Origin of the sequence: Halopseudomonas laoshanensis (assembly GCF_008365385.1) — a bacterium.
Classification (GTDB): Bacteria; Pseudomonadota; Gammaproteobacteria; order Pseudomonadales; family Pseudomonadaceae; genus Halopseudomonas; species Halopseudomonas laoshanensis.
On record NZ_QOVF01000002.1, the window covers coordinates 264779 to 286093 of the forward strand.

A 21315-nucleotide genomic window follows, 5' to 3' on the forward strand; every position below is an offset into this window, starting at 1 on the left:
GCATTCCCACTCATCTGCCCTTCTTTGCATCGCGCGCTTTGCGCGCTATGCTGTTATTTCCTGAATGCCACGAGGCGACTAACAGATCACTTTGAACGCTCCCCTGCACATACATCGTTTTACTATCGAACCCGTTGATTCCCGCCGCTTTGCTAGCCTGTGCGGCCAATTTGACGAACACTTGCTACTGATCGAACAGCGGCTGGGCATTGAAGTGCGCAACCGGGGCAACCAGTTCGAACTGATTGGCGAGGCTGAACTGACCCGCTCAGCTGAAGCAGTGCTTCGCCAGCTGTACCGCGAAACCCGCGACAATGGCGAGTTGACCCCCGATACCGTTCATCTGTTTCTGCAAGAATCCGGACTGGAAAACCTCAGCGAAGCGCTGCAGCAGAGCGACGGCGGCAAGCCGGTGATACTGCGCACCCGGCGCATGACCATACAACCGCGTGGGCCGAACCAACAGAGTTATGTACGCTCCATTCAGGAACATGACATCAATTTCGGAATTGGGCCTGCCGGTACTGGCAAGACTTACCTGGCCGTCGCCTGCGCGGTAGATGCGCTGGAACGCGAGCAGATTCGCCGCATCCTGCTGGTACGCCCGGCGGTTGAAGCAGGCGAGAAACTCGGTTTTCTGCCTGGCGACCTGTCGCAGAAGATCGATCCCTACCTGCGGCCGCTGTACGACGCACTCTATGAAATGCTCGGCTTCGAAAACGTCGCCAAACTGATTGAGCGCCAAGTTATCGAAGTCGCGCCGCTGGCCTATATGCGCGGTCGCACCTTGAACAACAGCTTTATCATTCTTGATGAAAGCCAGAACACCACCCTGGAACAGATGAAAATGTTCCTCACCCGGATTGGCTTTGGTTCTACAGCGGTGATTACCGGTGACGTGACTCAAGTGGATCTGCCCCGCGGAACCAAGTCCGGCCTCGCTCATGTGGTCGAGGTACTGAAAGACGTGAAGGGCATAGGCTTTACCCATTTCAAATCCAAGGACGTAGTACGTCACCCGTTAGTGCAACGCATTGTCGAGGCGTACGATATGTTCGAGTTGCGCCAGGAAGGCGAGCGTCAGGAAAAAGAAGCTCAGCGCCGGGAACGCAGCAATGAGTCTTGAAGCCTCAATTGAGCTGGATTTGCAGAACGCCACCAGCGCCCCGGATGTGCCTGACGAAGATAGCTTCAGGCGTTGGGCCGGGTTGGCTCTACAGAGCAAACCCGGCCATGAACTGACCATCCGTCTGGTGGACGAGACCGAAAGCCAGAGCCTTAACCTGCAATATCGCGGCAAGGATTACCCGACCAACGTGTTGTCCTTCCCCGCCGACTTACCGCCCGAGCTGAACATTCCACTGCTCGGCGATCTGGTGATTTGTGCCCAGGTGGTCGCGCGCGAAGCCCAGGAACAGCAAAAACCCCTTCAGGCCCATTGGGCGCATATGGTCATGCATGGCTGTCTGCACCTGATAGGCTACGACCATATCGAAGATACCGAAGCCGAGCAGATGGAATCTCTGGAGCGCCAGCTACTGGCGCAACTGGGCATTGCCGACCCATATGCTGCCGACTTCATTTCAACCAGCGACGAGAAAAAGGAATCATGAGCGAAGATCGATCGACCAGCGGACACAAGACCTGGCTGGACAAACTGACCCAGGCTTTTGTCCACGAACCCAAGAACCGCCAGGAATTGTTGGAGCTGCTGCGCGAAGCGCATGCCAACGAAGTCCTGGATATCGAAGCCTTGTCGATTATTGAAGGCGCCCTGCAGGTTTCCGACATGCAGGTACGGGATATCATGATTCCGCGCTCGCAAATGATTACCATCAAGTCTAGCCAGACGCCCCGGGAATTTCTGCCGGACGTGATCGAGGCAGCGCATTCGCGCTTTCCGGTCATCGGCGATGGCGTTGACGATGTGCTGGGCATCCTGCTGGCCAAGGATCTTCTGCCCCTGCTGTTGCAGGACGATACCGAACGCTTCAACATCAAGGAAATTCTCCGGCCGGCCACTTGCGTGCCCGAGTCCAAGCGCCTCAACGTGCTGCTCAAGGAATTTCGCGCCACACGCAATCACATGGCCATTGTGATTGACGAGTACGGCGGCGTCTCCGGTCTGGTGACTATCGAGGACGTGCTTGAGCAGATCGTCGGCGACATCGAGGACGAGCATGATGTTGACGAAGACAGTCACATCAAACCGCTGCCCAGCGGTGATTTTCTGGTCAAGGGACTGACACCCATCGAAGATTTCAACGAGCATTTCGACACCGAGTTCTCCGACGAAGAGTTTGACACCGTTGGCGGCCTGGTAATGAATGCCTTTGGCCATCTGCCCAAACGCAATGAAGTGGCCGAACTGGAAGGTTTCCGCGTTCGCGTTCTGAATGCTGACAGCCGTCGTGTGCACTTGCTCAGGGTTACCCTGGAAAAATCCTGAGGAATAGCGACACGTGCTGATGCAATGGATTGACCGACTGCGCGGTCCGGGCTGGCTGGGTAACCTGCTGGCCATCATCGCCGGGGCGCTGACGACCCTGGCCTTTGCACCTTTCGACTGGTGGCCATTGGGTCTGCTGTCCATCGCCCTGCTCTACCAGGGACTGCAGCAATTGGCCCCGTGCCAGGCGGCACTGCGCGGCTGGTGCTGGGGCCTGGGGTTGTTTGCCAGTGGCGTGTCCTGGGTTTATATCAGTATCCACGTGCACGGCTACGCCTCGCCGGCGTTGGCGGGCTTACTCACCGGACTGTTTGTTGGCGGCCTGGCATTGGTGATCGCCCTTGCCGCCTGGCTATGGGCGCGCTGGTTACGCCCTGCGCAGCCAGGCTGGCTGGCCTGCTTCGGCTTTGCCGCACTCTGGGTGGCGCAGGAGATTTTCCGCGGCTGGTTCCTCACCGGCTTTCCCTGGCTGTACCAAGGCTATATTCATACCGATACATGGCTGTCCGGCTTCGCTCCGATCGGCGGCGTCTGGCTGCTGACGTTCCTGACCATCCTCAGCGCCTGCCTGCTTTCAGAATTACGCCTGTGGAAACGTCTGCCCCATGCCGCTGCAGCGGTGGCGCTGCAACTGGCCATCTGGCTGGGCGGCAAGGGACTGGGCGCTATTGAATGGACAAAGCCCACCGGCGAGCCGCTGTCCGTCGCCTTGATACAGGCTGACATCCCCCAATCGCGCAAGTGGGATCCTGACCATATTCAACAGACGCTTAGCCTGTACCGCGACTTGAGCTACGCCCAGGGCCCGGTGGATCTGATCCTCTGGCCGGAAACCGCGATACCGGTGCTCAAGACCCAGGCACAAGGCTTTGCCGACGCCATGGCCGCCAATCTGGCCGAGCAAGGCACCACACTGATTACCGGCATACCCGTGGATAATTACGACACCGGTGAGCTACGCATCTTCAACGGCATCATGGTGGCGGGCACTGAGGAAAATCAGTACCTCAAGAACAAGCTCGTACCCTTCGGCGAATATGTGCCCATGGAACAATTCCTGCGCGGTCTGATCGCCTTCTTCGACCTGCCCATGTCGAGCTTCTCGCGTGGCCCAGCAGTGCAGCCACCCTTGCAAGCAGCCGGTTACCGGTTAGCACCTTTTATCTGCTATGAAGCGGTTTATCCGGACTTTGCTGCCAGGCTGGCGGCCCAGAGCGAGCTGCTGATCACCATCAGTAACGACAGCTGGTTTGGCGAATCGATTGGCCCGCTGCAGCATTTGCAGATGGCCCGTATGCGTGCAATCGAAAGCGGCCGCTGGATGATTCGCGGTACCAACAATGGCGTTACTGCGTTGATCGATCATCGCGGCGACATCACTGCCCGAATTCCCCAGTTCCAGCAGGTGGCGCTGAGTGGTTGGGTGCAACCGCGCGAAGGGCTCAGCCCGTATTTGCGCTGGCGTAGCTGGCCACTGAAGATTGGGGTGCTGGTGATACTACTGGCGTGTGCGCTGGGGCGCTGGCGGCGCCGGGATGAGCACTGAGTTTGCAGATACCTGTAACTCCTCGATAATGCGCCACAGCAGCTCTTGATCCTCTGCGCTCAGCCCGCTGAGCTCTAACTCAGTTACCGTGGGCGTCCGCCCGGCCATCCATTCGCGAGTGCGGGCCATGTCCATGGCCTGATCGAGTCGACGCAGAAGTCGCCCATACGAAGAGTCACGAGGCAAGTCGCTGAGTAGTGCGGGCGCGCTGCCTTTCATCTAGCCAACCTCCTTTCCAACATGTCATTTTGAGCCTCCGGCGACAGTCGAACACTCCGTAGCCGTTATCCAGAGCATAGCTGCCCATGCCAAGAGCGCAGAGACCCGGCGACGAATGGTGATAGCGGTAACTGCGTTGTGCTTGGGCTACCTGCAATCTGCCCGGTGGTGTATCCTGCTGCATTGATTTGCAAAGACATCCTGCCGTCACCTGCGGCAGCAATGAGCATGCTGACAGCCCAGCCGCACGTGCTCCGAGATCCGATGTTGGCGCAATTACTCCCAGCCAAACGAGCTCAGACAGCCCCGACTATGCAAGAACAGTATTCCCCCCGCGATATCGAAAGCAGCGCCCAGACCGAATGGGATAACAGCGACGCCTTCAAGGTGACCGAAACCCCTGATCGCGAGACGTTCTACTGTCTGTCCATGTTCCCCTACCCCAGCGGCAAGCTGCATATGGGTCACGTGCGCAACTACACCATCGGCGACGTGATTTCCCGCTATCAGCGCATGCAGGGCAAGAACGTGTTGCAGCCTATGGGTTGGGATGCCTTTGGCATGCCGGCAGAAAATGCCGCGATGCAGAACAAGGTCGCGCCAGCCAAGTGGACCTACGACAATATCGATTACATGCGCACCCAGCTGAAAAGCCTGGGCCTGGCGATGGATTGGTCGCGTGAGTTCGCGACCTGTACGCCCGAGTATTACCGCTGGGAGCAGTGGCTGTTTACCAAGCTGTTCGAACAGGGCGTGATCTACCGGAAGAACGGTACGGTCAACTGGGACCCGGTCGACCAGACGGTGCTGGCCAACGAACAGGTTATCGACGGCAAGGGCTGGCGCTCTGGCGCGCTGATCGAGAAGCGCGAAATCCCCATGTACTATTTCCGCATTACCGATTACGCAGAAGAGCTGCTGAGCTCGCTGGACGAGCTGACCGGCTGGCCGGAACAGGTCAAGACCATGCAGCGCAACTGGATCGGCAAATCCGTCGGCATGGAAGTGCACTTCCCATACGACCATGCAAGTATCGGCGAAGACGGCAAACTGAAGGTGTTCACAACCCGGCCCGATACCCTGATGGGCGTCACCTATATGGCCGTGGCCGCCGAACACCGGCTGGCCACCATCGCCGCGCAGGATGACCCGCAGCTACAAGCGTTTATTGACGAATGTAAACGCGGCGGCGTCGCCGAAGCCGATATTGCCACCCAGGAAAAGAAAGGCCGCCCTACGCGACTGTTCGTGACTCATCCGCTAACCGGTGAAAAGCTCCCGGTGTGGGTCGCCAACTACGTATTGATGACCTATGGCGAGGGTGCAGTCATGGCCGTTCCTGCCCATGACGAGCGTGACTTTCATTTCGCCACTCAGTATGACCTGCCGATCAAGCCGGTGGTACGCACCTCCGCAGGCGATGAAACCCCAGTCCCCTGGCAGGATGCCTACGGTGAAAAGGGCACGCTGATCAACTCGCAAGAGCTGAACGGCCTGGATTACGCCAGTGCGCTAAAAGCCATTGCCGAGATATTGCAGCAGAAAGACCTCGGCGCCCCGCGCACACAGTTCCGCCTGCGCGATTGGGGCATCAGCCGCCAGCGTTACTGGGGCTGCCCGATTCCGATTATTCACTGCGACACCTGCGGCGATGTGCCGGTGCCGGAAGATCAGTTGCCTGTAGTGCTGCCAGAAGACGTGGTACCCGATGGTGCCGGCAGCCCGCTGGCCAGGATGCCCGAGTTTTACCAGTGCACTTGCCCCACCTGTGGCGGCCAGGCCAAGCGTGAAACCGATACCATGGATACCTTCGTTGAAAGCTCCTGGTATTTCGCCCGCTACGCCTCCCCGCACTACGAGCAGGGGATGGTTGATCCGAAAGCGGCCAATCATTGGCTGCCGGTGGATCAATATATCGGCGGTATCGAGCACGCGATTTTGCACCTGCTCTACGCGCGTTTTTTCCACAAGCTGATGCGTGATCAGGGTCTGGTGGATTCGAACGAGCCGTTCAAAAATCTCCTGACCCAGGGCATGGTTATCGCCGAGACCTATTTCCGGCTGGGAGCGAATGGCAGCAAGACCTGGTTCAACCCAGCCGATGTCGAAGTCAAGCGCGACGGCAAGGGCAAGATCATCGCTGCACACCTGGTCAGTGATGGTCAGCCGGTAGAAATCGGCGGCATCGAGAAGATGTCCAAGTCGAAGAACAACGGGGTTGATCCGCAGTCGATGATCGATCAGTACGGTGCCGACACCTGCCGCCTGTTCATGATGTTTGCTTCACCACCGGATATGAGCCTGGAATGGTCCGACACCGGTGTGGAAGGCGCACACCGCTTCCTGCGCCGGGTATGGCGCCTGGCACACCAGCACAGCACCGGCGGCGCTACCGCTACTTTGGACATCAGTGCACTCAGCGATGAACAGAAAGCCGTGCGCCGCTCGATCCATCTGGCGATCCGCCAGGCCAGCCAGGATATTGGCCAGCATCACAAATTCAACACTGCCATTGCCGCGGTGATGACCTTGATGAATGTGCTGGAGAAGGCGCCGCAAGCAAGTAACCAGGATCGCGCCCTGCTGCAGGAAGGACTGGAAACCGTCTGCCTGCTTCTGGCGCCGATTACCCCGCACATCAGTCACGCACTGTGGCAGGCACTCGGTCACAGCACACTGGCGATCGATGCGCCCTGGCCGGTGCTGGATGATTCGGCGCTGGTGCAAGACACCCTGCAGCTGGTTATTCAGGTCAATGGCAAATTGCGCGGGCAGATCGAGGTTGCCGCCGACGCCAGCCGTGAAGATGTTGAAGCTGCCGCACGCGAAAACGAAAACGTAATACGCTTTACCGAAGGCCTGAGCATCCGCAAGGTGATCGTGGTCCCCGGTAAGCTGGTCAATATTGTTGCCAACTGATATGCAATGGAGAGCCAAGATGCATCTAATTCGTCCTCATCAGCTACTGGGCTGCGCTGTACTCGGGCTAAGCCTGTTACTGAGCGGCTGCGGCTTCCAACTGCGCGGCCTGGGTACCGATATGGTCAACTTGCAGGAACTGCGGATCGAGTCCCGCGACCAGTACAGTGAGCTGCATCAGGGCGTCAAACAGGCGCTGGAAGACAACGGCGTGAGCATTACCACCAGCGCGCCTTTCCGGCTGCAATTGTTGGCGGAAGAAAGAGACCGCGTTGCCGTGAGCTATACCAGCCGTTCGGCACCGGCCGAATACGAGCTGACCAATCGTTTGTTGTTCCAGGTCAGTGACAGCCAGGGTCGCCCCCTGGTCGGCCCTGAAACGCTCACTGCGCGGCGAGTTTTTGTTACCGACAGGGATAACATTACCGGCAGCAATCAGGAGGAAGAGTTGCTGCGCCAGGAGCTCCGTCAGGACCTGATCAGGCAGATGCTGTTCCGCTTGTCGAGCCTGAGTGAATCGGAACTGTCTGCCCGTGCGCAGGCGCTCGAACAGCAGGCCACCCCAGCCACACCATGAAGCTGAATACCGCCCAGCTGTCGCGCCAACTGCAGGACGGCCTGGCGCCGGTATATGTGGTGAGCGGAGACGATCCTCTGCTCACTGGTGAAGTAGCTGATCAGATACGCGCTGCCTGCCGCCAGGCCGGCAGTGAGGAACGCCAGGTGTATCACGTCGAGCGCAGCTTTGACTGGAGCCAGGTATACGAGGCCAGCCATAGCCTGTCTTTATTTGCTCAGAAGCGTTTGATTGAATTGCGCATCCCCGGTGGCAAACCCGGAGACGAGGGTGGCAAGGCCTTGATGGTCTGGCTGGACGCACCGCCGGAAGACACTACGCTACTGATCAGCCTGCCCAAACTGGACGCCAGCGCCCAACGCAGCAAATGGGCCAAGGCGCTGACCGACCACGCGCAAAGCCGCTTCATTCAGATCTGGCCAATCGACGCTCAGCAATTGCCTGGCTGGATGCGTGATCGCCTGGCGAGTGCCGGCCTGCATGCCAGCCCGGATGCGCTGGAACTGTTAAGCACTCGGGTAGAAGGCAACCTGCTGGCCGCTGCGCAGGAAATCGAAAAGCTCAAACTGTATTGCCGTAACGGTCAGCTGGATCTGCAGACAGTCCAACAGGTGGTCGCTGACAGCGCCCGCTTTGATGTTTTCAACCTGGTCGACGCCATGCTCAAGGGCCAGCCGGAACAAGCCCTACGCATGCTCGACGGGCTCAAAGGCGAAGGTGTGGAAGCGCCCGTAGTGCTCTGGGCTCTGGCCCGGGAGATCCGCGCGCTGGCCAATATGGCTCAAGATATCCGCCGCAACATTCCCTTGGACCGGGTGTTCGCAAGCCAACGCCCGCCGGTATGGGACAAGCGCAAACCGGTCCTGACCCAGGCCTTGCAGCGCCATCCAGTCGCTGCCTGGGAGCAGTGGCTGCGCGAGGCGCAGATCGTTGATGAGCAGATCAAAGGCCAGCACCCTGGCTCTGCCTGGGATGGGCTAAGAGCGATGGTCGCCCGTGTCGCAGGTCTGCAATTCTAACTCAGCCAGTATCTCTACAACTGCAATACGGCCTTTCAATACTTTACCTGGAATGAATAACTTCATCCCAATCATCTGTCTCGACAAAACCTAAAAGACGTATATCTTTTGATCGCCCGTCTGCAGCGAGGAAGATGGCAGTGCCGTATTCAGGCGTATTGCTGGAAAAGCCCAGGTCATCTTCGAAACGTGCGATGCAGCTGCTATGAGTGACCAACACCAGATTTCTCCCCGGCTTCTTGTTGCTCAACGCATCACGCAGAAATGTATCTTCCTTGCGGCAATTGTATAGCCAGCCCTGGTCAGTGCTGCGACTGCTGAATAGCAGGTCGGCGGTCTGATCCGTGCGCGCCAGTGGGCTGTTATAGATATCCGCCTGTTCTAACCCCAAGCGAAAAAAATCATCCGACAGATCCGCGGCTACCAGAACGGAGCGCGCTGTCAGGCCGTCCTTGTCGACCAGGCAAGGCACGTCTGCACGATCACAACGCTCCAGATGTCTGACGACCACGATCGAATCGCCGTTGGACCAGCTGTCATAGAGGTATTGCCGCTCACTGATGTCGCTTTCGGACAGGTCGGGCATTGAGGGCGGCATCCACATCAATGCTGCAAATGCTGCTGGGGCAGCAACAGCGAGTAGCAACGCTGCAGCTCGTCGGTATTTCTTCCAAGGCGCTGCGTTGGGTCGTTTCTGACCTGCAGGTTGATCAGGCTTCATCTATACGGCCTCATTATTAGCTGTCTGTGGCGGATGATTGCGCTTCAGGCTGGCAAGCTGGCGCAGCGAGAAAGCGTCCGAGTCTAACAGGTCGTTATGACAGAGGTATTTCAATCCAACCAAACAGATCAAATCAGCGTAACAGCAGTAACGGGCGCCTGCTCTGAGTGAGGATCTTGGTGGTGGTGCTGCCCACAAAGAACTGACGGACACGCGAGTGGCCGTAAGCGCCCATCACAATCATGTCGATGTCATGCTCTTCCTGATAACCCAGCAGCACCTTCTCGACGTTCCCCGTCCGAATACATGCCTGCACCTGGTGGCCGGAGTTTTCCAGCATCTGCTTGGCCGCATTGACCGATTCCGACGCCTCCTGGGTATCTGCGCCGACCATGAGCAAATGAATCGGCAGCCCTTGGAACAGAGGGCTCGCCGCCATCATATCGATCCCCTTGCGAGTGCTCGGACCATTATCGAACGCCAACATGACACTGCGTGGCTGGCGAAAGACGCCCGCCGTTACCAGCGTCGGTTTATGCAGCGTACGGACAACGCTCTCCAGATGGCTGCCTACATGGCCACCGACTGAATCACCCTCCTCGCCCTCTCTGCCAATGACCAAAAGGCGAATCTCGCCCTGCAGCTCTGCCAGCGTTTCGACCAGGTCGCCGTGGCGTTGCCGGCCCGTGGCCGCGGCGACGCCTGCAGTCCTGGCGCGCTCTACCGCTGCTTCGAGCATATGCCGACCTTGCTCGCGCATCAGCTTGCCGCGTTTTTCGTCCAGCTCTGCCAGTTCGGCGAGTAAATGTTCGCGACTGCCCAGGCCGATATTGCCTGACAAATTGCTTTCGACCGGATAGCGGGAATGGTCCAGCACATGCAGAAAAGTCAAAGACGCATTCAGACGCAAACTGGCCCAGGCGGCATAATCACAAACCGCGGGGGATGACTGGGAGCCATCGACACACGCCATTACTGTATTGGTGGTCACGTTCTTCTCCTTGTCCATTCTCAGTGGCCCATCAGCTTGTCAACGGAATCGGGCTTATCGTGCACGCCAAACCGATCAACAATGGTCGCGCTAGCCTCGTTCATGCCGATGATCTCCACTTCTGTCCCTTCGCGGCGGAACTTGATCACTACCTTGTCCAGCGCTGCTACCGCGGTAATATCCCAGAAATGCGCACGGTAAAGATCGATTACTACCTTATCCAGCGCCTCTTTGAAGTCAAAGGCGCTGACAAACTTGTCCGAGGAACTGAAGAACACCTGCCCGACAACCTGATAAGTACGCTGATTACCCGAGCTATCCAGATCACTGCCGACGTGCATGTAGTGACCCATCTTGTTGGCAAAGAACATCGCAGCGAGCAATACACCGACAAATACACCGTAGGCCAGGTTATGCGTGGCTACGACGACAGCCACCGTAGCGACCATGACGATGTTGGTCGACAAGGGATGCTGCCTGAGGTTGCGCAGCGAGTCCCAGCTGAAAGTGCCTATGGATACCATGATCATGACCGCGACCAATGCTGCCATGGGTATCAGTGACAGGTAATCGCCCAGAAACACCACCATGATCAACAGAAACACGCCTGCACAGAAACACGACAGCCGCGTACGCCCGCCGGATTTGACGTTGATAATCGACTGGCCAATCATGGCACAACCAGCCATTCCACCGATCAGACCAGCTCCGATATTGGCAATACCCTGACCCTTGCACTCACGGTTTTTATCGCTGGGCGTGTCGGTAAGGTCGTCGACAATAGTGGCTGTCATCATGGATTCCAGCAGACCGACAATGGCCAGAGCTGCGGAGTAAGGCAGGATGATCATCAGCGTGTCCAGATTCAACGGCACCTGGGGCCAGAGAAAGATCGGCAGGGTATCCGGCAATTCACCCATGTCCCCGACGTTGCGAATATCCAGACCCATATAGACTGCAATCACCGTCAAGACCACGATGCACACCAGTGGTGAGGGAATCAGCTTGCCAATCCTGGGCAGGTAAGGGAACAGGTAGATGATCGCCAGCCCCCCTGCGGTCATCGCATAGACATGCCAGGTGACATTGGTCAGCTCTGGCAACTGCGCCATGAAAATCAGAATGGCTAGCGCATTGACGAAGCCGGTTACTACCGAGCGAGACACGAAGCGCATCAGCAAGCCCAGCTTCAAATAACCGGCACCTATCTGCAGAAAGCCGCAGAGAATAGTAGCTGCCAGCAGATACTCCAGACCATGCTCACGCACCAGGGTCACCATCAGCAGTGCCATGGCACCGGTGGCGGCTGAGATCATGCCGGGGCGACCGCCAGTGAAAGCAATCACCACCGCTATACAGAAGGAAGCATAAAGGCCGACTTTGGGGTCAACACCAGCAATAATTGAAAATGCGATTGCTTCTGGCACCAACGCCAGTGCTACAACGAGCCCTGCGAGCATGTCGCCGCGGATATTGGAAAACCATTGCTGGTGTATTGATTGCGTCAGGGTCATGCGAAGTCCATCCAGTTCGAGTGAAGTGCAAGCAAGGGCAGAATCCAAACGCAATAAACAAGACTCTACCCGCCCGGGATGCAGATTCCGGATGTCGTTATTCGCTTGCAGGTTAGTGATAAAGCGGGCGCGCACGATCAACAAGCGCGCACAGCAGACGGGCTGCTTTAGCAGAGAGGGTCAGTGAAACCTAAGGTGGCGTAGCGCCGGGAAAGCAGGTCATCGGTAGTCCGAAAGGAAGTTCAAGAAGCAGTACTCTAGCACAGCCCGTCAGGGCTGGACTATTAAAGTACTGGTCAATTGGCATCGTTAGCTATGGCAAAAAATTTTTCTTATATGGGTCTGGATATGGGGCCTGGATATGAGCCCTGGACAAGGCCTGACTGTTCAATCAGGCCTTGGAACTCCTGAGCTTACGGCTTGCTGCGGACGCCATTGCCATGATGATCGCTGCCAGCGAATACAACACAATGAACGGATCCAGCAGATAATCCCAGTAATTATCGGAGACTTTCAAGCCCAGCAGAAAACCGATTGTCGCCAGCAGAAACATCGCCAGACCAAGGCTGCTACGTAACCAGACCAGCAGCAGCGTCAGCAGCCCGATAAAGATGATCAGATACCGTGGGTTGTAACCCCAGCGATAGGTGTCGATCATGCCTATGCCCAACGCAGCAGGGTACAACACCAGCCCCAGCACGCCGAAACAGAGCCACAGCGGCCATTTTTGCGCGACGCTCAACGGTGGCATATAACCCAGCTTGACGATGGCCGCGCTGGTCATCCACACCAATGAGGTCAAAGCCAGGTCGTCGGTCAGGCCGCGCAGCAGGCCGGCTAAAGTCAGCCCGGTTGAAAGCGGGATAAGCGCGATCAGCAACAAGGCCAGCAGCGTCGCCAGCCGGTAGCCCACCGACAAACGGCCAAGAGGCAACAGCAGAAATACAACCAACGCAAAGGTCAGCACGGCCTGCCAGCTAGCAATAATCATTTCTGCTCCTCCACCCAGGCGCGATTGAAGGTGACATGTTTGATAAAGCTGTTGTTCCACGAATAAACAATGTGAAAACGTCCGTCATCGGAACGCACCATATAGGGATATTCGTACTCAAAATCGCACAATCCTCTTTTGCAGACCCGGCCTTCCAGCATCTGGACATACTCGTCGAGAAGCACCTGACGCTTGGGTCCGCTGGCCTCGATAAACTTTTCCCGAAGTTGCGGTACGTACTTGTCTATGGGAATCGAGTCGCCTTCGGCATCACTGGACTCGTCCAGGGTCTGGATCAACGACCAATCACTGAGGCTGAGATTCGATTCATCCAGCGTCAACTTGAAGCGCCCGTCTGCCAGATTGTTCTGAGCTACCAGCAAGGTATCTCTATGCGAGCGAACCGCTGCCAACGAGGAATTCGGGTTCCACGGCTCAATCGCCCGTTCCTCACTCCAGGTTTGCCCAGCATCGGCCGTGACCGTGGCCAGCACGTGCCCTTCGTCCCCGGCATACCGCAGAAGCGCAATCGCTCGCCGATCGTCCAATGGCACTACGGTGGGCTGCAGCGAGTTGTCGCCGTCCGCAATACGGAATTTGTCTACCACGCGGGCGTTCGCGTCCAGATAGAGGTATTCGGGAAACTTGCCAAGAAACTCGTGATAAACCGGCAGGCCTATGGAGCCGTCCTGATGAAACACCGGCGCAGTGCGCACCAGTGTGCTGATGTTGATAAAGGGTGAAGTGATCAATTGCCGCGGCGCAGACCAGGTGGTGCCCAGATCTTCGGAGACCATAACGTTGATGGCACTGCCGGCCCAGCCACCCAGCGATACGGAAACGTAGAACATCCATAGCCTGTCGTCCGGTGCCAAAGCGACAACCGGATTGCCTAATTTGCGAATCGGCTTGCCCACCGCCTGACGCGTCATGTCGCGCGTCGCCAGCACTACCTCGTCGCCCCACTCACCTGTAGCCGCGTCAAAACGCGCGCCACGGATCTGCACATCACCCGCGCCCTCACGTGAGCCGGCAAACCAGACGCTCATCAGGTTGCCGCCAGGCAGCGCGGTGATCGATGAAGAGTGTACGAAGTCGTCCAGGTCGCTGGACACAAAGCGCCGCGACATTTCCGGCTCGGCGCTGATCTCGGCACTGTCATCCCAGGCTGTTTCAGTCGCAAACCCAGACATCTCATAGGCCGGATACATCCACCATGCCAAGCCGTGAACGCCGATAACCAACGCTGCAGCCCACCACCTGACACGCAACAACCATGACCGCGAAAACATCTGAATCCTCGTATCTAGCTTAACATTATTAGTCGATCTATCAGCAACGGCCGCCTGCCTGGCCTCATAGCCTGGGCGCAATTCACCCAACAGCTAAGCCGCCGTCAATGTCATCCAGTAAATGGCTCTCGCCTAATGGTCATTCAGCCAACGCCAGCGCGCTTGGAAAAACTCGGCATGGGCACTGGCAGAGCGTGAACTATGCTTCGCGCCGGCACTCAAATAACAGTCCGGCGCGCCGCGCGCTCGGATAATACCACCCAGCCTCTATTACATCCATGCGCTGAATGTCACCGCTCAGTCACCTGCAACAGAGTTGGCATGCTAGAGTTGGGGCGACTTTTACCAGTTGGAAGCGATCAATGTTAATCAAGCTGTTGCGCCAGGGTTCACCCCACCGTTACCTGACTACCGCAGGCGTGGCCATGTTACTGCTGGCCGCCTGTGCCGATACGCCAATCAGGGCCCACGCCGACACGGCTATTGCCGCACCCTTGAGCGACCAGCGCGAGGACATGACCTTCCAGCAATGGCGCGATCAGTTCCGCGAAGAGGCCTTGGCTGCCGGCATTGAGCCACAGCTATTCGATCAAGCCTTCTCCGGCATAACGCCGGACCCGGCGATATTACGTGCCGATCGCAGCCAGCCAGAGTTTACCCGGCCAGTATGGGAATACCTTGAAGGCGCGATGTCTTCCACCCGACTGTCCAGTGGCCGCCGATTACTTGAAGAACATGCGCAAATGCTTGCCGCCATCGAGCAGCGTTATGGCGTCGACCGAAATATCCTTGTGTCCATCTGGGGCCTGGAAAGTAATTTTGGCGCCAATATGGGCAATAATCTGGTCATCCGGGCGCTGGCGACGCTGGCCCATGAGGGGCGTCGACCCGACTTCGCCCATGAACAGCTCTTGGCTGCGTTGGAAATTTTGCAACGCGGCGACATCACCCCCGACGATATGCTCGGTTCCTGGGCCGGGGCGATGGGGCAAACGCAGTTCATTCCCACCACCTACAATGTCCACGCCGTGGATTTTGACGGCAACGGCAAACGCGACATCTGGCACTCTTCAGCTGATGCCCTGGCCTCAGCGGCGAATTATCTCAAGGCATCCAACTGGCAGACCGGCCAGCTGTGGGGGATGGAAGTCCAGCTGCCGGACGGCTTCGACTATGCCTTGGCTGATATGTCTATCCGCAAACCCATTAGCGAGTGGAACAGTCTGGGCATCACTACGACCCGCGGCACCGCATTGAACCTCGAGCATCCAGAACAGACCGGCTCATTGCTGTTACCCGCCGGCCACCGTGGTCCAGCCTTTATTGTCATGGATAATTTCCGCAGCATCTTGCGCTACAACAACTCCACCAGCTACGCACTGGCCATTGGCTTGATGTCGCAGCGCTTGCACGGCGGCGGTCAGATCAGTGCCAGTTGGCCTACGGGCGATAAGCCGCTGTCCCGCAGCGAACGTCTGGAGCTGCAGGAGCGCCTGGAGGCCGGCGGGTTCGAGCCTGGCGGTATCGATGGCATTATCGGCGCTAACACGCGCAAAGCCATTCGCCGGCTACAGCTAAGCCTGGGAACTCCAGCGGATGGCTACCCGGACCATGAATTACTCAACGCCCTGCGCCAATGGGCTGAGTGATTGGCCAGATCAGTACCCGCGATGGGGGAGACCCGCCAGCCTTCTGCCGATAGCTTGCCGGGTAAACTCTAGCTGCAACCAGGGCCGGACCGGCGCGGGTTCCTTTTCATTCGTCTATGGTAAACTGGTGACCACTCGAGCCGCCCTGCTTGCCAGGCATCCAGCTCGGACGTTCACAGGAGCACAGACTTAGATGAGTGACCAGCCCTTGAAACCGGTTGCCAGCGGGGAAAAATTTCGCAATGCGCAAGGCATTGCAGCGATCAAGGATGGTCAGAAAAGACGCGCTAACGTAGAACCCGTTACCTTCGAACCCAAACCAAAATGGTTGCGCGCGCGCGTCCCCAGCGGCGAACGCTTCGAGGCGGTGAAAAAGAACGTTGCGTCACATAACCTGAGCACCGTTTGCCAGGAATCCCACTGCCCGAATATGGGCGAATGCTGGGCTAATGGCACCGCTACGATCATGCTGATGGGTTCGGTTTGCACCCGCGCCTGTCGCTTCTGCGCGGTGGACACTGGCAATCCGCATGGCTGGCTGGACAAAGACGAGCCAGAAAACACTGCCAAATCGGTCGAATTGATGGGCTTGCGCTATATCGTTCTCACCTCGGTTGACCGTGACGATCTGCCCGATGGTGGTGCTGCACACTATGCCGCCTCCGTTCGCGCGATCAAAAATCGTACACCCGCCGTAGTGGTTGAAGCTTTGACCCCCGATTTCGACGGTGTGCATTCATCCATCGAGCAGGTAGTGGATTCCGGTCTTGAGGTGTTTGCGCAGAATGTCGAAACGGTGCGACGCCTGACGCACGAAGTGCGCGATCCACGCGCGGGTTACGAAAAAACCCTCAAAGTGCTGGCACATGCCAAGCAACACCGCCCGGACGTCATCACCAAAACCAGTTTGATGCTGGGTCTGGGTGAAACCGATGAAGAGATTCTTCAAACCTTTGATGACCTGCGAGCCATCGGCGTCGACATTGTGACCCTGGGACAATACCTGCAGCCAACCAAAAACCACCTGACCGTGAAGCGTTGGGTGACGCCTGACGAGTTTAATCGTTACCGCGACATAGGCCTGGCCAAAGGTTTTATGGAGGTTCCTTCCGGGCCGCTGGTGCGTTCCAGCTACCGGGCTGATCGGGTTTTCGAGAAGAACAACCTCGGGTTAGCCGCGCCAGCGGCTGTGCCAGGCCATCTACCGAATGAGAACCTGATCCCCACCCGCTCGGTCAGCTGAAACAGCTTATTGTTATCAGGCGCCGGGATAGCCCAGCGCTTGACGCAAGGCGATTTCCAGCCGCGCCTCTACCTCTGCTATAGACACATCGGCCGTGACATGCTCGCGCAGCTGGGTCATTTGCAGCCCGGCGTACCCACAGGGGTTGATACGCTGGAACGGTTGCATGTCCATGTCGACATTCAACGCTAAACCGTGAAAGGAACAGCCCCGGCGAATCCGCAGACCCAGAGAGGCAATCTTGGCCGCGCCGACGTAAACGCCGGGGGCGTCAGGACGCGGCGCGGCGGCAACTTCATACTCAGCCAGCACGCTCACCAAAGCGCGCTCCATTGCACTGACCAGATCCCGTACGCCTATGTTCAGCCGGCGTATATCCAGCATCAGATAAGCTACAAGCTGGCCAGGACCATGATAGGTCACCTGCCCACCGCGCTCGGCCTGAACAATTGGAATATCGCCCGCGGCCAGCACATGCTCAGCTTTACCCGCCTGACCCTGGGTAAACACCGGAGGATGCTGCAGTAGCCAGATCTCGTCTGCACTGCTGGCATCCCGCTCAGCGGTCAGCTTACGCATGGCCTCCAGCGTGGGCAGGTAATCTACCTGCCCCAACTTGCGCACTACCAGTGGCGGTAGCATCACAGGACCATGTGCACCTTGCCGGTCGCCTTAAGGTCCGCATGCAAAGCCTGAAGCTGATCCGGTCCGGTGGCGGTGATCTGCAAGCGGACCGAGAGAAAACGCCCGTTTTTGCTGTCGAGCACTTCAACCACCCGGGTGTCGGAACCCGGCGAATGCCGTTCGGCGATACGCACCACCATGTCAGCAAAGCCCTCCCCCGCCTCACCGATCACCTTCATCGGATACAGACAGGGAAATTCGATGCGCGGCGCATCGGCAGGCCGATCGATTGGCAAGTCACTCATACGGCTGCCTCAGTTATCAGTTGAAAAGACCGTAAAAAAACAGGCGAATGCTGTCCCACAGGCGTCCGAAGATACCCGCTTCCTCAACCCCGGCCAATGCCACCAGCGGCGCAGTGTGCATGACCTCATCACCCAGTTTGACTTCCACCTCACCCAACACATCGCCAGCGACAATAGGTGCTTTGATCGGCGAATTGACGGTAATACCGGCGACCAGCTTTTCTACCTGCCCTTTGGGTAGGGTTAATGTCAAACCGTCTGCCAGACCCAGTTGCACCTGATCATCGACACCTGCCCAGACTTTCTCGGTGGACAGTACCTGACCCGGCTCGTAGAAGGATTTGGTTTCAAAGAAACGGAAACCCCAGGTCAACATTTTCTGTGTTTCCGCAGCGCGCGCCTGCTCGCTGTCAGTACCCATCACCACCGCAATCAATCGCATGCCGTCACGTTCCGCGGAGGACACCAGGCAATAGCCGGCCTCTTCGGTGTGACCGGTCTTGAGACCGTCCACGGTGCTGTCACGCCAGAGCATCAGATTGCGGTTGGGCTGACGAATGCCGTTCCAGAAAAACTCTTTTTCCTTGTAGATCTTGTAGTGCACCGGATCGTCACGAATGATCGCTTTGGCCATGGTGGCCATATCCCGTGCGCTGGACAGGTGGCCTTCGGCGGGCCAGCCTGTAGAGTTTTCGAAATGAGTTGTAGTCATGCCCAGCCGCTGCGCGTGACTATTCATCAGATCGGCAAAGGCTTCTTCGCTACCGGCGATGTGCTCGGCCATGGCAATACTGGCATCGTTACCTGACTGAATAATGATGCCGCGCAACAGGTCTATTACCTTCACCTGATTGCCGACTTCGATAAACATTTTCGAGCCGCCTTTGCGCCAGGCTTTTTCGCTGACCAGTACCAGATCCTCTTCCTTGATCTGACCACGGAGGATTTCCAGACTGGCAATGTAGCTGGTCATCATCTTGGTCAAGCTGGCTGGTGGCAGTGCCTCATCGGCGTTGTGTTCCATCAGCACTTCACCGCTATTGGCGTCCAGCAGAATGTAACTGGACGCTGCCAATTGCGGTGCGCTCGGCACGATAGGTGCTGAGGCCGGCACAGTAGGCGTCGGAGTTGGCGTGGGGGTTGGCGTCGGGGTCTGTGCGTGTGCTACCGCAGCCATGACGACTGATCCAGACACCACCAGATTGAGCATTAATTTTTTAAACATGTGACTCACTGTAGACAATATGAAGGTTGGTTGAGTATTCAGTTGCTGCGAACCAAGGTGGCATCTGCCACATTGGCCAGTCGTAATTGTTCAATAAGGCGTCTTGCTTCATCTTCACTGACCACCGGCCCAACCCGGACCCGATGCAGGGTGCCGCTACTGTGCTGGACGGGAGTAACGGTTACCCCTGCATCAAGCGTCGACAGCAGCCTCTGACGTAGTTGTTGCGCGGCCAGATCACTCGCGAATGCGCCGACCTGCAGGTAATACTCGCCCCTGTCAGTCGTCCCTGTGGTCAAAGCCGGAGCCACCTTAGCGGGCGGCGTCGAGACTACGACACTCGGCGCCTCCGAGCGAGACCGTGCGCTGACCAGGTAGCTCGGGTCGTTCTTCTGCTGCCAGGCCACGGGATCGATACCCTCTACCAGCACCCGTGCTACCCCACGTTCGGCATAGCCTAGTTTTTTTGCCGCCGCGTAGGACAAATCGATAATGCGGGTGGAATAGAACGGCCCCCGATCATTGACTCGCACTATCACCTTGCGCTGGTTTTCCAGATTGGTCACCTGCACATAGGTTGGCAAGGGCAAGGTCTTGTGTGCAGCGGTCATACCATACAGATCGTATTCTTCGCCATTGGCCGTAGCCTGCCCGTGGAACTTGGTTCCGTACCAGGAAGCTTCGCCCTGCTCCCGGTAATTTCGTCCATCCTGCATCGGGCTATAGCTCTTACCCAGCACCCGGTAGGGCGAGGCCTTGTAAGGGCCCGTGTGCGGTGTGGGCACTGCGTCCGGGATGGTAGAAACATCCATCTGATAATTAGGGGCACCATCTACCGAAGGCCTTGCCGACCCGCCACCGGAAGGACTGCTCGGAGTGGAGGAACATGCGCCCAGCAGCGCCAGGGCCGGGACCAACAGCAGCGGAGCAGCATCAACCAGCCTAACTTTCATTAATCTCATTGCTCTCATTTTGCCGAGCCTCATGAATCAGGTCAGCCAACTGATGAACAACCATGGCGTACATCACGCTGTGATTGTAGCGGGTAATGGCGTACAGATTATTCAGTCCCAACCAGTATTGCATGTTGTCGCCAGCATCGAATTCGAATGCCATAACGTCTTCGTCGTCACTCAATGCCTTTTGTGGAGACCAGCCGAGTTTTTTCAACTCTCCGACCTTGATCCGGGCATTGAGACCTTGCTCCATTTGCAGAGTCAGGCCTTGGCCAACTTTCTTGCCGTAAACCTTGGCGGGCACCGCCACGCCGGCCCCATGCTGCCAGCCATGCTCACGAAAATAGTTCGCTACGCTGCCAATCGCATCCACCGGATTATTCCAGATATCGACCTTGCCATCATCATCAAAATCCACCGCAAAAGCTTGATAGCTGCTCGGAATAAACTGTGGAAAGCCCATGGCGCCGGCGTAGGACCCGGTCAGCTCAAGCGGGTTCATCTGCTGCTCGCGGGTCAGTACCAGAAACGACTTGAGCTGGCGACGGAAGAAATCGGCCCTGGGCGGATAATCGAAGCCCAAGGTAGTTAACGCATCTATGACCCGATGACTGCCCTTGTTGCCGCCGTAAAAAGTTTCCACGCCTATAATCGCGACTATCACTTCAGCTTCGACGCCGTATTCTTCTTCCGCTCGCTGCAATGCGTCGGCATAGGTGTTGGCGAAAGTCACACCTCGCTCAATGCGCTGATCGGTAATAAAAATCGCGCGGTATTCGTGCCAGGGTCTGACGCGCTCCGCTGGCGTGGAAATCGCCTTGAGAATGGCTTCTTTGCGCTCGGCATCGGCGAGCAGCGTTTCTACGTAATCGGGAGAAAAGCCATGTTCGGCCTGCATTTCCTCGATAAACGGACGCACCGCAGGATGCTCCAACGTGTAATCTGCCGCAGCTACAACCGGCGCGAAACCAATGAAAGCGACCAGCGAAACGACCGGGCTAACGCGGCAGAAAAAATCAGACAGCATTATGTATCCTGTTTTTATCGATTGAGTAATGGCTGTGGCGATTCTGAC

At 57.4% G+C, this 21315-nt stretch carries 19 protein-coding genes; 9 read left to right on the forward strand and 10 right to left on the reverse strand.

From position 1 onward, the window contains the following. Nucleotides 1-91 precede the first annotated feature (91 nt). From DT594_RS07850 to holA, 7 genes are all read left to right on the forward strand, one after another. Entirely contained in the window at nt 92-1126 is a 1035-nt protein-coding gene (locus DT594_RS07850) for a PhoH family protein (protein ID WP_096348363.1), read from the forward strand. Continuing rightward, entirely contained in the window at nt 1116-1613 is a 498-nt protein-coding gene (gene ybeY / locus DT594_RS07855; protein WP_149332180.1) for an rRNA maturation RNase YbeY, read from the forward strand. The genes DT594_RS07850 and ybeY overlap by 11 nt, the downstream gene beginning before the upstream one ends. Then, nucleotides 1610-2449: a CorC family transporter gene (locus DT594_RS07860; protein WP_096348365.1), complete on the forward strand. Its 840-nt coding sequence runs from the start codon at nt 1610-1612 to the stop codon at nt 2447-2449. The genes ybeY and DT594_RS07860 overlap by 4 nt, the downstream gene beginning before the upstream one ends. 19 nt (nt 2450-2468) lie before the next feature. Further along, nucleotides 2469-3995, forward strand: coding sequence for an apolipoprotein N-acyltransferase (lnt, locus tag DT594_RS07865; protein WP_149332642.1), 1527 nt, complete (start codon nt 2469-2471; stop codon nt 3993-3995). 531 nt (nt 3996-4526) lie between these two features. Continuing rightward, nucleotides 4527-7133: a leucine--tRNA ligase gene (gene leuS / locus DT594_RS07870; protein WP_149332181.1), complete on the forward strand. Its 2607-nt coding sequence runs from the start codon at nt 4527-4529 to the stop codon at nt 7131-7133. A gap of 19 nt (nt 7134-7152) precedes the next feature. Further along, entirely contained in the window at nt 7153-7710 is a 558-nt protein-coding gene (locus DT594_RS07875; RefSeq protein WP_178091481.1) for an LPS-assembly lipoprotein LptE, read from the forward strand. Next, nucleotides 7707-8729: a DNA polymerase III subunit delta gene (gene holA / locus DT594_RS07880; protein ID WP_149332183.1), complete on the forward strand. Its 1023-nt coding sequence runs from the start codon at nt 7707-7709 to the stop codon at nt 8727-8729. Before DT594_RS07875 ends, holA begins: the two co-directional genes overlap by 4 nt. Nucleotides 8730-8772: 43 nt before the next feature. Here the strand turns inward: holA and pmrG are convergent, their stop codons facing one another. The 5 genes from pmrG to DT594_RS07905 all read right to left on the reverse strand — a co-directional run bounded on the left by pmrG (nt 8773) and on the right by DT594_RS07905 (nt 14157). Beyond that, nucleotides 8773-9315, reverse strand: a complete 543-nt coding sequence (gene pmrG, locus DT594_RS07885) for a lipopolysaccharide core heptose(II)-phosphate phosphatase PmrG (RefSeq protein ID WP_149332184.1) — start codon at nt 9313-9315, stop codon at nt 8773-8775. A 268-nt stretch (nt 9316-9583) separates the two neighbouring features. After that, entirely contained in the window at nt 9584-10423 is an 840-nt protein-coding gene (locus DT594_RS07890) for a universal stress protein (RefSeq protein WP_246164611.1), read from the reverse strand. Between the two features lie 38 nt (nt 10424-10461). Then, on the reverse strand, nt 10462-11955 hold the full coding sequence (locus DT594_RS07895) for a SulP family inorganic anion transporter (protein WP_425460519.1): 1494 nt from the start codon (nt 11953-11955) through the stop codon (nt 10462-10464). Between the two features lie 391 nt (nt 11956-12346). Next, entirely contained in the window at nt 12347-12946 is a 600-nt protein-coding gene (locus tag DT594_RS07900; RefSeq protein WP_149332186.1) for a hypothetical protein, read from the reverse strand. Further along, nucleotides 12943-14157, reverse strand: coding sequence for a sialidase family protein (locus DT594_RS07905; protein WP_178091504.1), 1215 nt, complete (start codon nt 14155-14157; stop codon nt 12943-12945). The genes DT594_RS07900 and DT594_RS07905 overlap by 4 nt, the downstream gene beginning before the upstream one ends. 443 nt (nt 14158-14600) lie before the next feature. On the opposite strand from DT594_RS07905, the gene DT594_RS07910 reads away from it, so the two are divergent. Next, nucleotides 14601-15887 carry a lytic murein transglycosylase gene (locus tag DT594_RS07910; RefSeq protein ID WP_149332188.1) on the forward strand — a complete coding sequence of 429 codons (1287 nt, stop codon included), beginning with the start codon at nt 14601-14603 and terminating at the stop codon, nt 15885-15887. A gap of 193 nt (nt 15888-16080) precedes the next feature. Then, nucleotides 16081-17130, forward strand: a complete 1050-nt coding sequence (lipA, locus tag DT594_RS07915) for a lipoyl synthase (RefSeq protein WP_149332189.1) — start codon at nt 16081-16083, stop codon at nt 17128-17130. 15 nt (nt 17131-17145) lie between these two features. On the opposite strand, the gene lipB is transcribed toward lipA, so the two are convergent. The 5 genes from lipB to mltB form a co-directional block, all read right to left on the reverse strand. After that, nucleotides 17146-17772: a lipoyl(octanoyl) transferase LipB gene (gene lipB / locus DT594_RS07920; RefSeq protein ID WP_149332190.1), complete on the reverse strand. Its 627-nt coding sequence runs from the start codon at nt 17770-17772 to the stop codon at nt 17146-17148. Further along, a complete protein-coding gene (locus DT594_RS07925; RefSeq protein WP_149332191.1) occupies nt 17772-18059 on the reverse strand; it encodes a DUF493 family protein in 288 nt (95 codons plus the stop codon). The genes lipB and DT594_RS07925 overlap by 1 nt, the downstream gene beginning before the upstream one ends. A gap of 16 nt (nt 18060-18075) precedes the next feature. After that, a complete protein-coding gene (locus DT594_RS07930) occupies nt 18076-19236 on the reverse strand; it encodes a D-alanyl-D-alanine carboxypeptidase family protein (protein ID WP_218574506.1) in 1161 nt (386 codons plus the stop codon). 86 nt (nt 19237-19322) lie between these two features. Next, nucleotides 19323-20237 carry a septal ring lytic transglycosylase RlpA family protein gene (locus tag DT594_RS07935; RefSeq protein WP_246164590.1) on the reverse strand — a complete coding sequence of 305 codons (915 nt, stop codon included), beginning with the start codon at nt 20235-20237 and terminating at the stop codon, nt 19323-19325. Further along, entirely contained in the window at nt 20227-21267 is a 1041-nt protein-coding gene (mltB, locus tag DT594_RS07940; RefSeq protein ID WP_149332194.1) for a lytic murein transglycosylase B, read from the reverse strand. The genes DT594_RS07935 and mltB overlap by 11 nt, the downstream gene beginning before the upstream one ends. Nucleotides 21268-21315: the final 48 nt, after the last annotated feature.

Bases quoted from the DNA above. Each gene is read 5' to 3' on its own strand.
- DT594_RS07900 (WP_149332186.1), bottom strand. From the start codon at position 12,946: ATGATTATTGCTAGCTGGCAGGCCGTGCTGACCTTTGCGTTGGTTGTA.
- DT594_RS07910 (WP_149332188.1), top strand. From the start codon at position 14,601: ATGTTAATCAAGCTGTTGCGCCAGGGTTCACCCCACCGTTACCTGACT.
- DT594_RS07925 (WP_149332191.1), bottom strand. From the start codon at position 18,059: ATGAGTGACTTGCCAATCGATCGGCCTGCCGATGCGCCGCGCATCGAA.
- mltB (WP_149332194.1), bottom strand. From the start codon at position 21,267: ATGCTGTCTGATTTTTTCTGCCGCGTTAGCCCGGTCGTTTCGCTGGTC.
- lipB (WP_149332190.1), bottom strand. From the start codon at position 17,772: ATGCTACCGCCACTGGTAGTGCGCAAGTTGGGGCAGGTAGATTACCTG.
- DT594_RS07860 (WP_096348365.1), top strand. From the start codon at position 1,610: ATGAGCGAAGATCGATCGACCAGCGGACACAAGACCTGGCTGGACAAA.
- lipA (WP_149332189.1), top strand. From the start codon at position 16,081: ATGAGTGACCAGCCCTTGAAACCGGTTGCCAGCGGGGAAAAATTTCGC.
- DT594_RS07930 (WP_218574506.1), bottom strand. From the start codon at position 19,236: ATGGCTGCGGTAGCACACGCACAGACCCCGACGCCAACCCCCACGCCA.
- DT594_RS07890 (WP_246164611.1), bottom strand. From the start codon at position 10,423: ATGGCGTGTGTCGATGGCTCCCAGTCATCCCCCGCGGTTTGTGATTAT.
- pmrG (WP_149332184.1), bottom strand. From the start codon at position 9,315: ATGCCCGACCTGTCCGAAAGCGACATCAGTGAGCGGCAATACCTCTAT.
- lnt (WP_149332642.1), top strand. From the start codon at position 2,469: ATGCAATGGATTGACCGACTGCGCGGTCCGGGCTGGCTGGGTAACCTG.
- DT594_RS07875 (WP_178091481.1), top strand. From the start codon at position 7,153: ATGCATCTAATTCGTCCTCATCAGCTACTGGGCTGCGCTGTACTCGGG.
- holA (WP_149332183.1), top strand. From the start codon at position 7,707: ATGAAGCTGAATACCGCCCAGCTGTCGCGCCAACTGCAGGACGGCCTG.
- leuS (WP_149332181.1), top strand. From the start codon at position 4,527: ATGCAAGAACAGTATTCCCCCCGCGATATCGAAAGCAGCGCCCAGACC.
- DT594_RS07895 (WP_425460519.1), bottom strand. From the start codon at position 11,955: ATGACCCTGACGCAATCAATACACCAGCAATGGTTTTCCAATATCCGC.
- DT594_RS07935 (WP_246164590.1), bottom strand. From the start codon at position 20,237: ATGAAAGTTAGGCTGGTTGATGCTGCTCCGCTGCTGTTGGTCCCGGCC.
- DT594_RS07905 (WP_178091504.1), bottom strand. From the start codon at position 14,157: ATGTATCCGGCCTATGAGATGTCTGGGTTTGCGACTGAAACAGCCTGG.
- ybeY (WP_149332180.1), top strand. From the start codon at position 1,116: ATGAGTCTTGAAGCCTCAATTGAGCTGGATTTGCAGAACGCCACCAGC.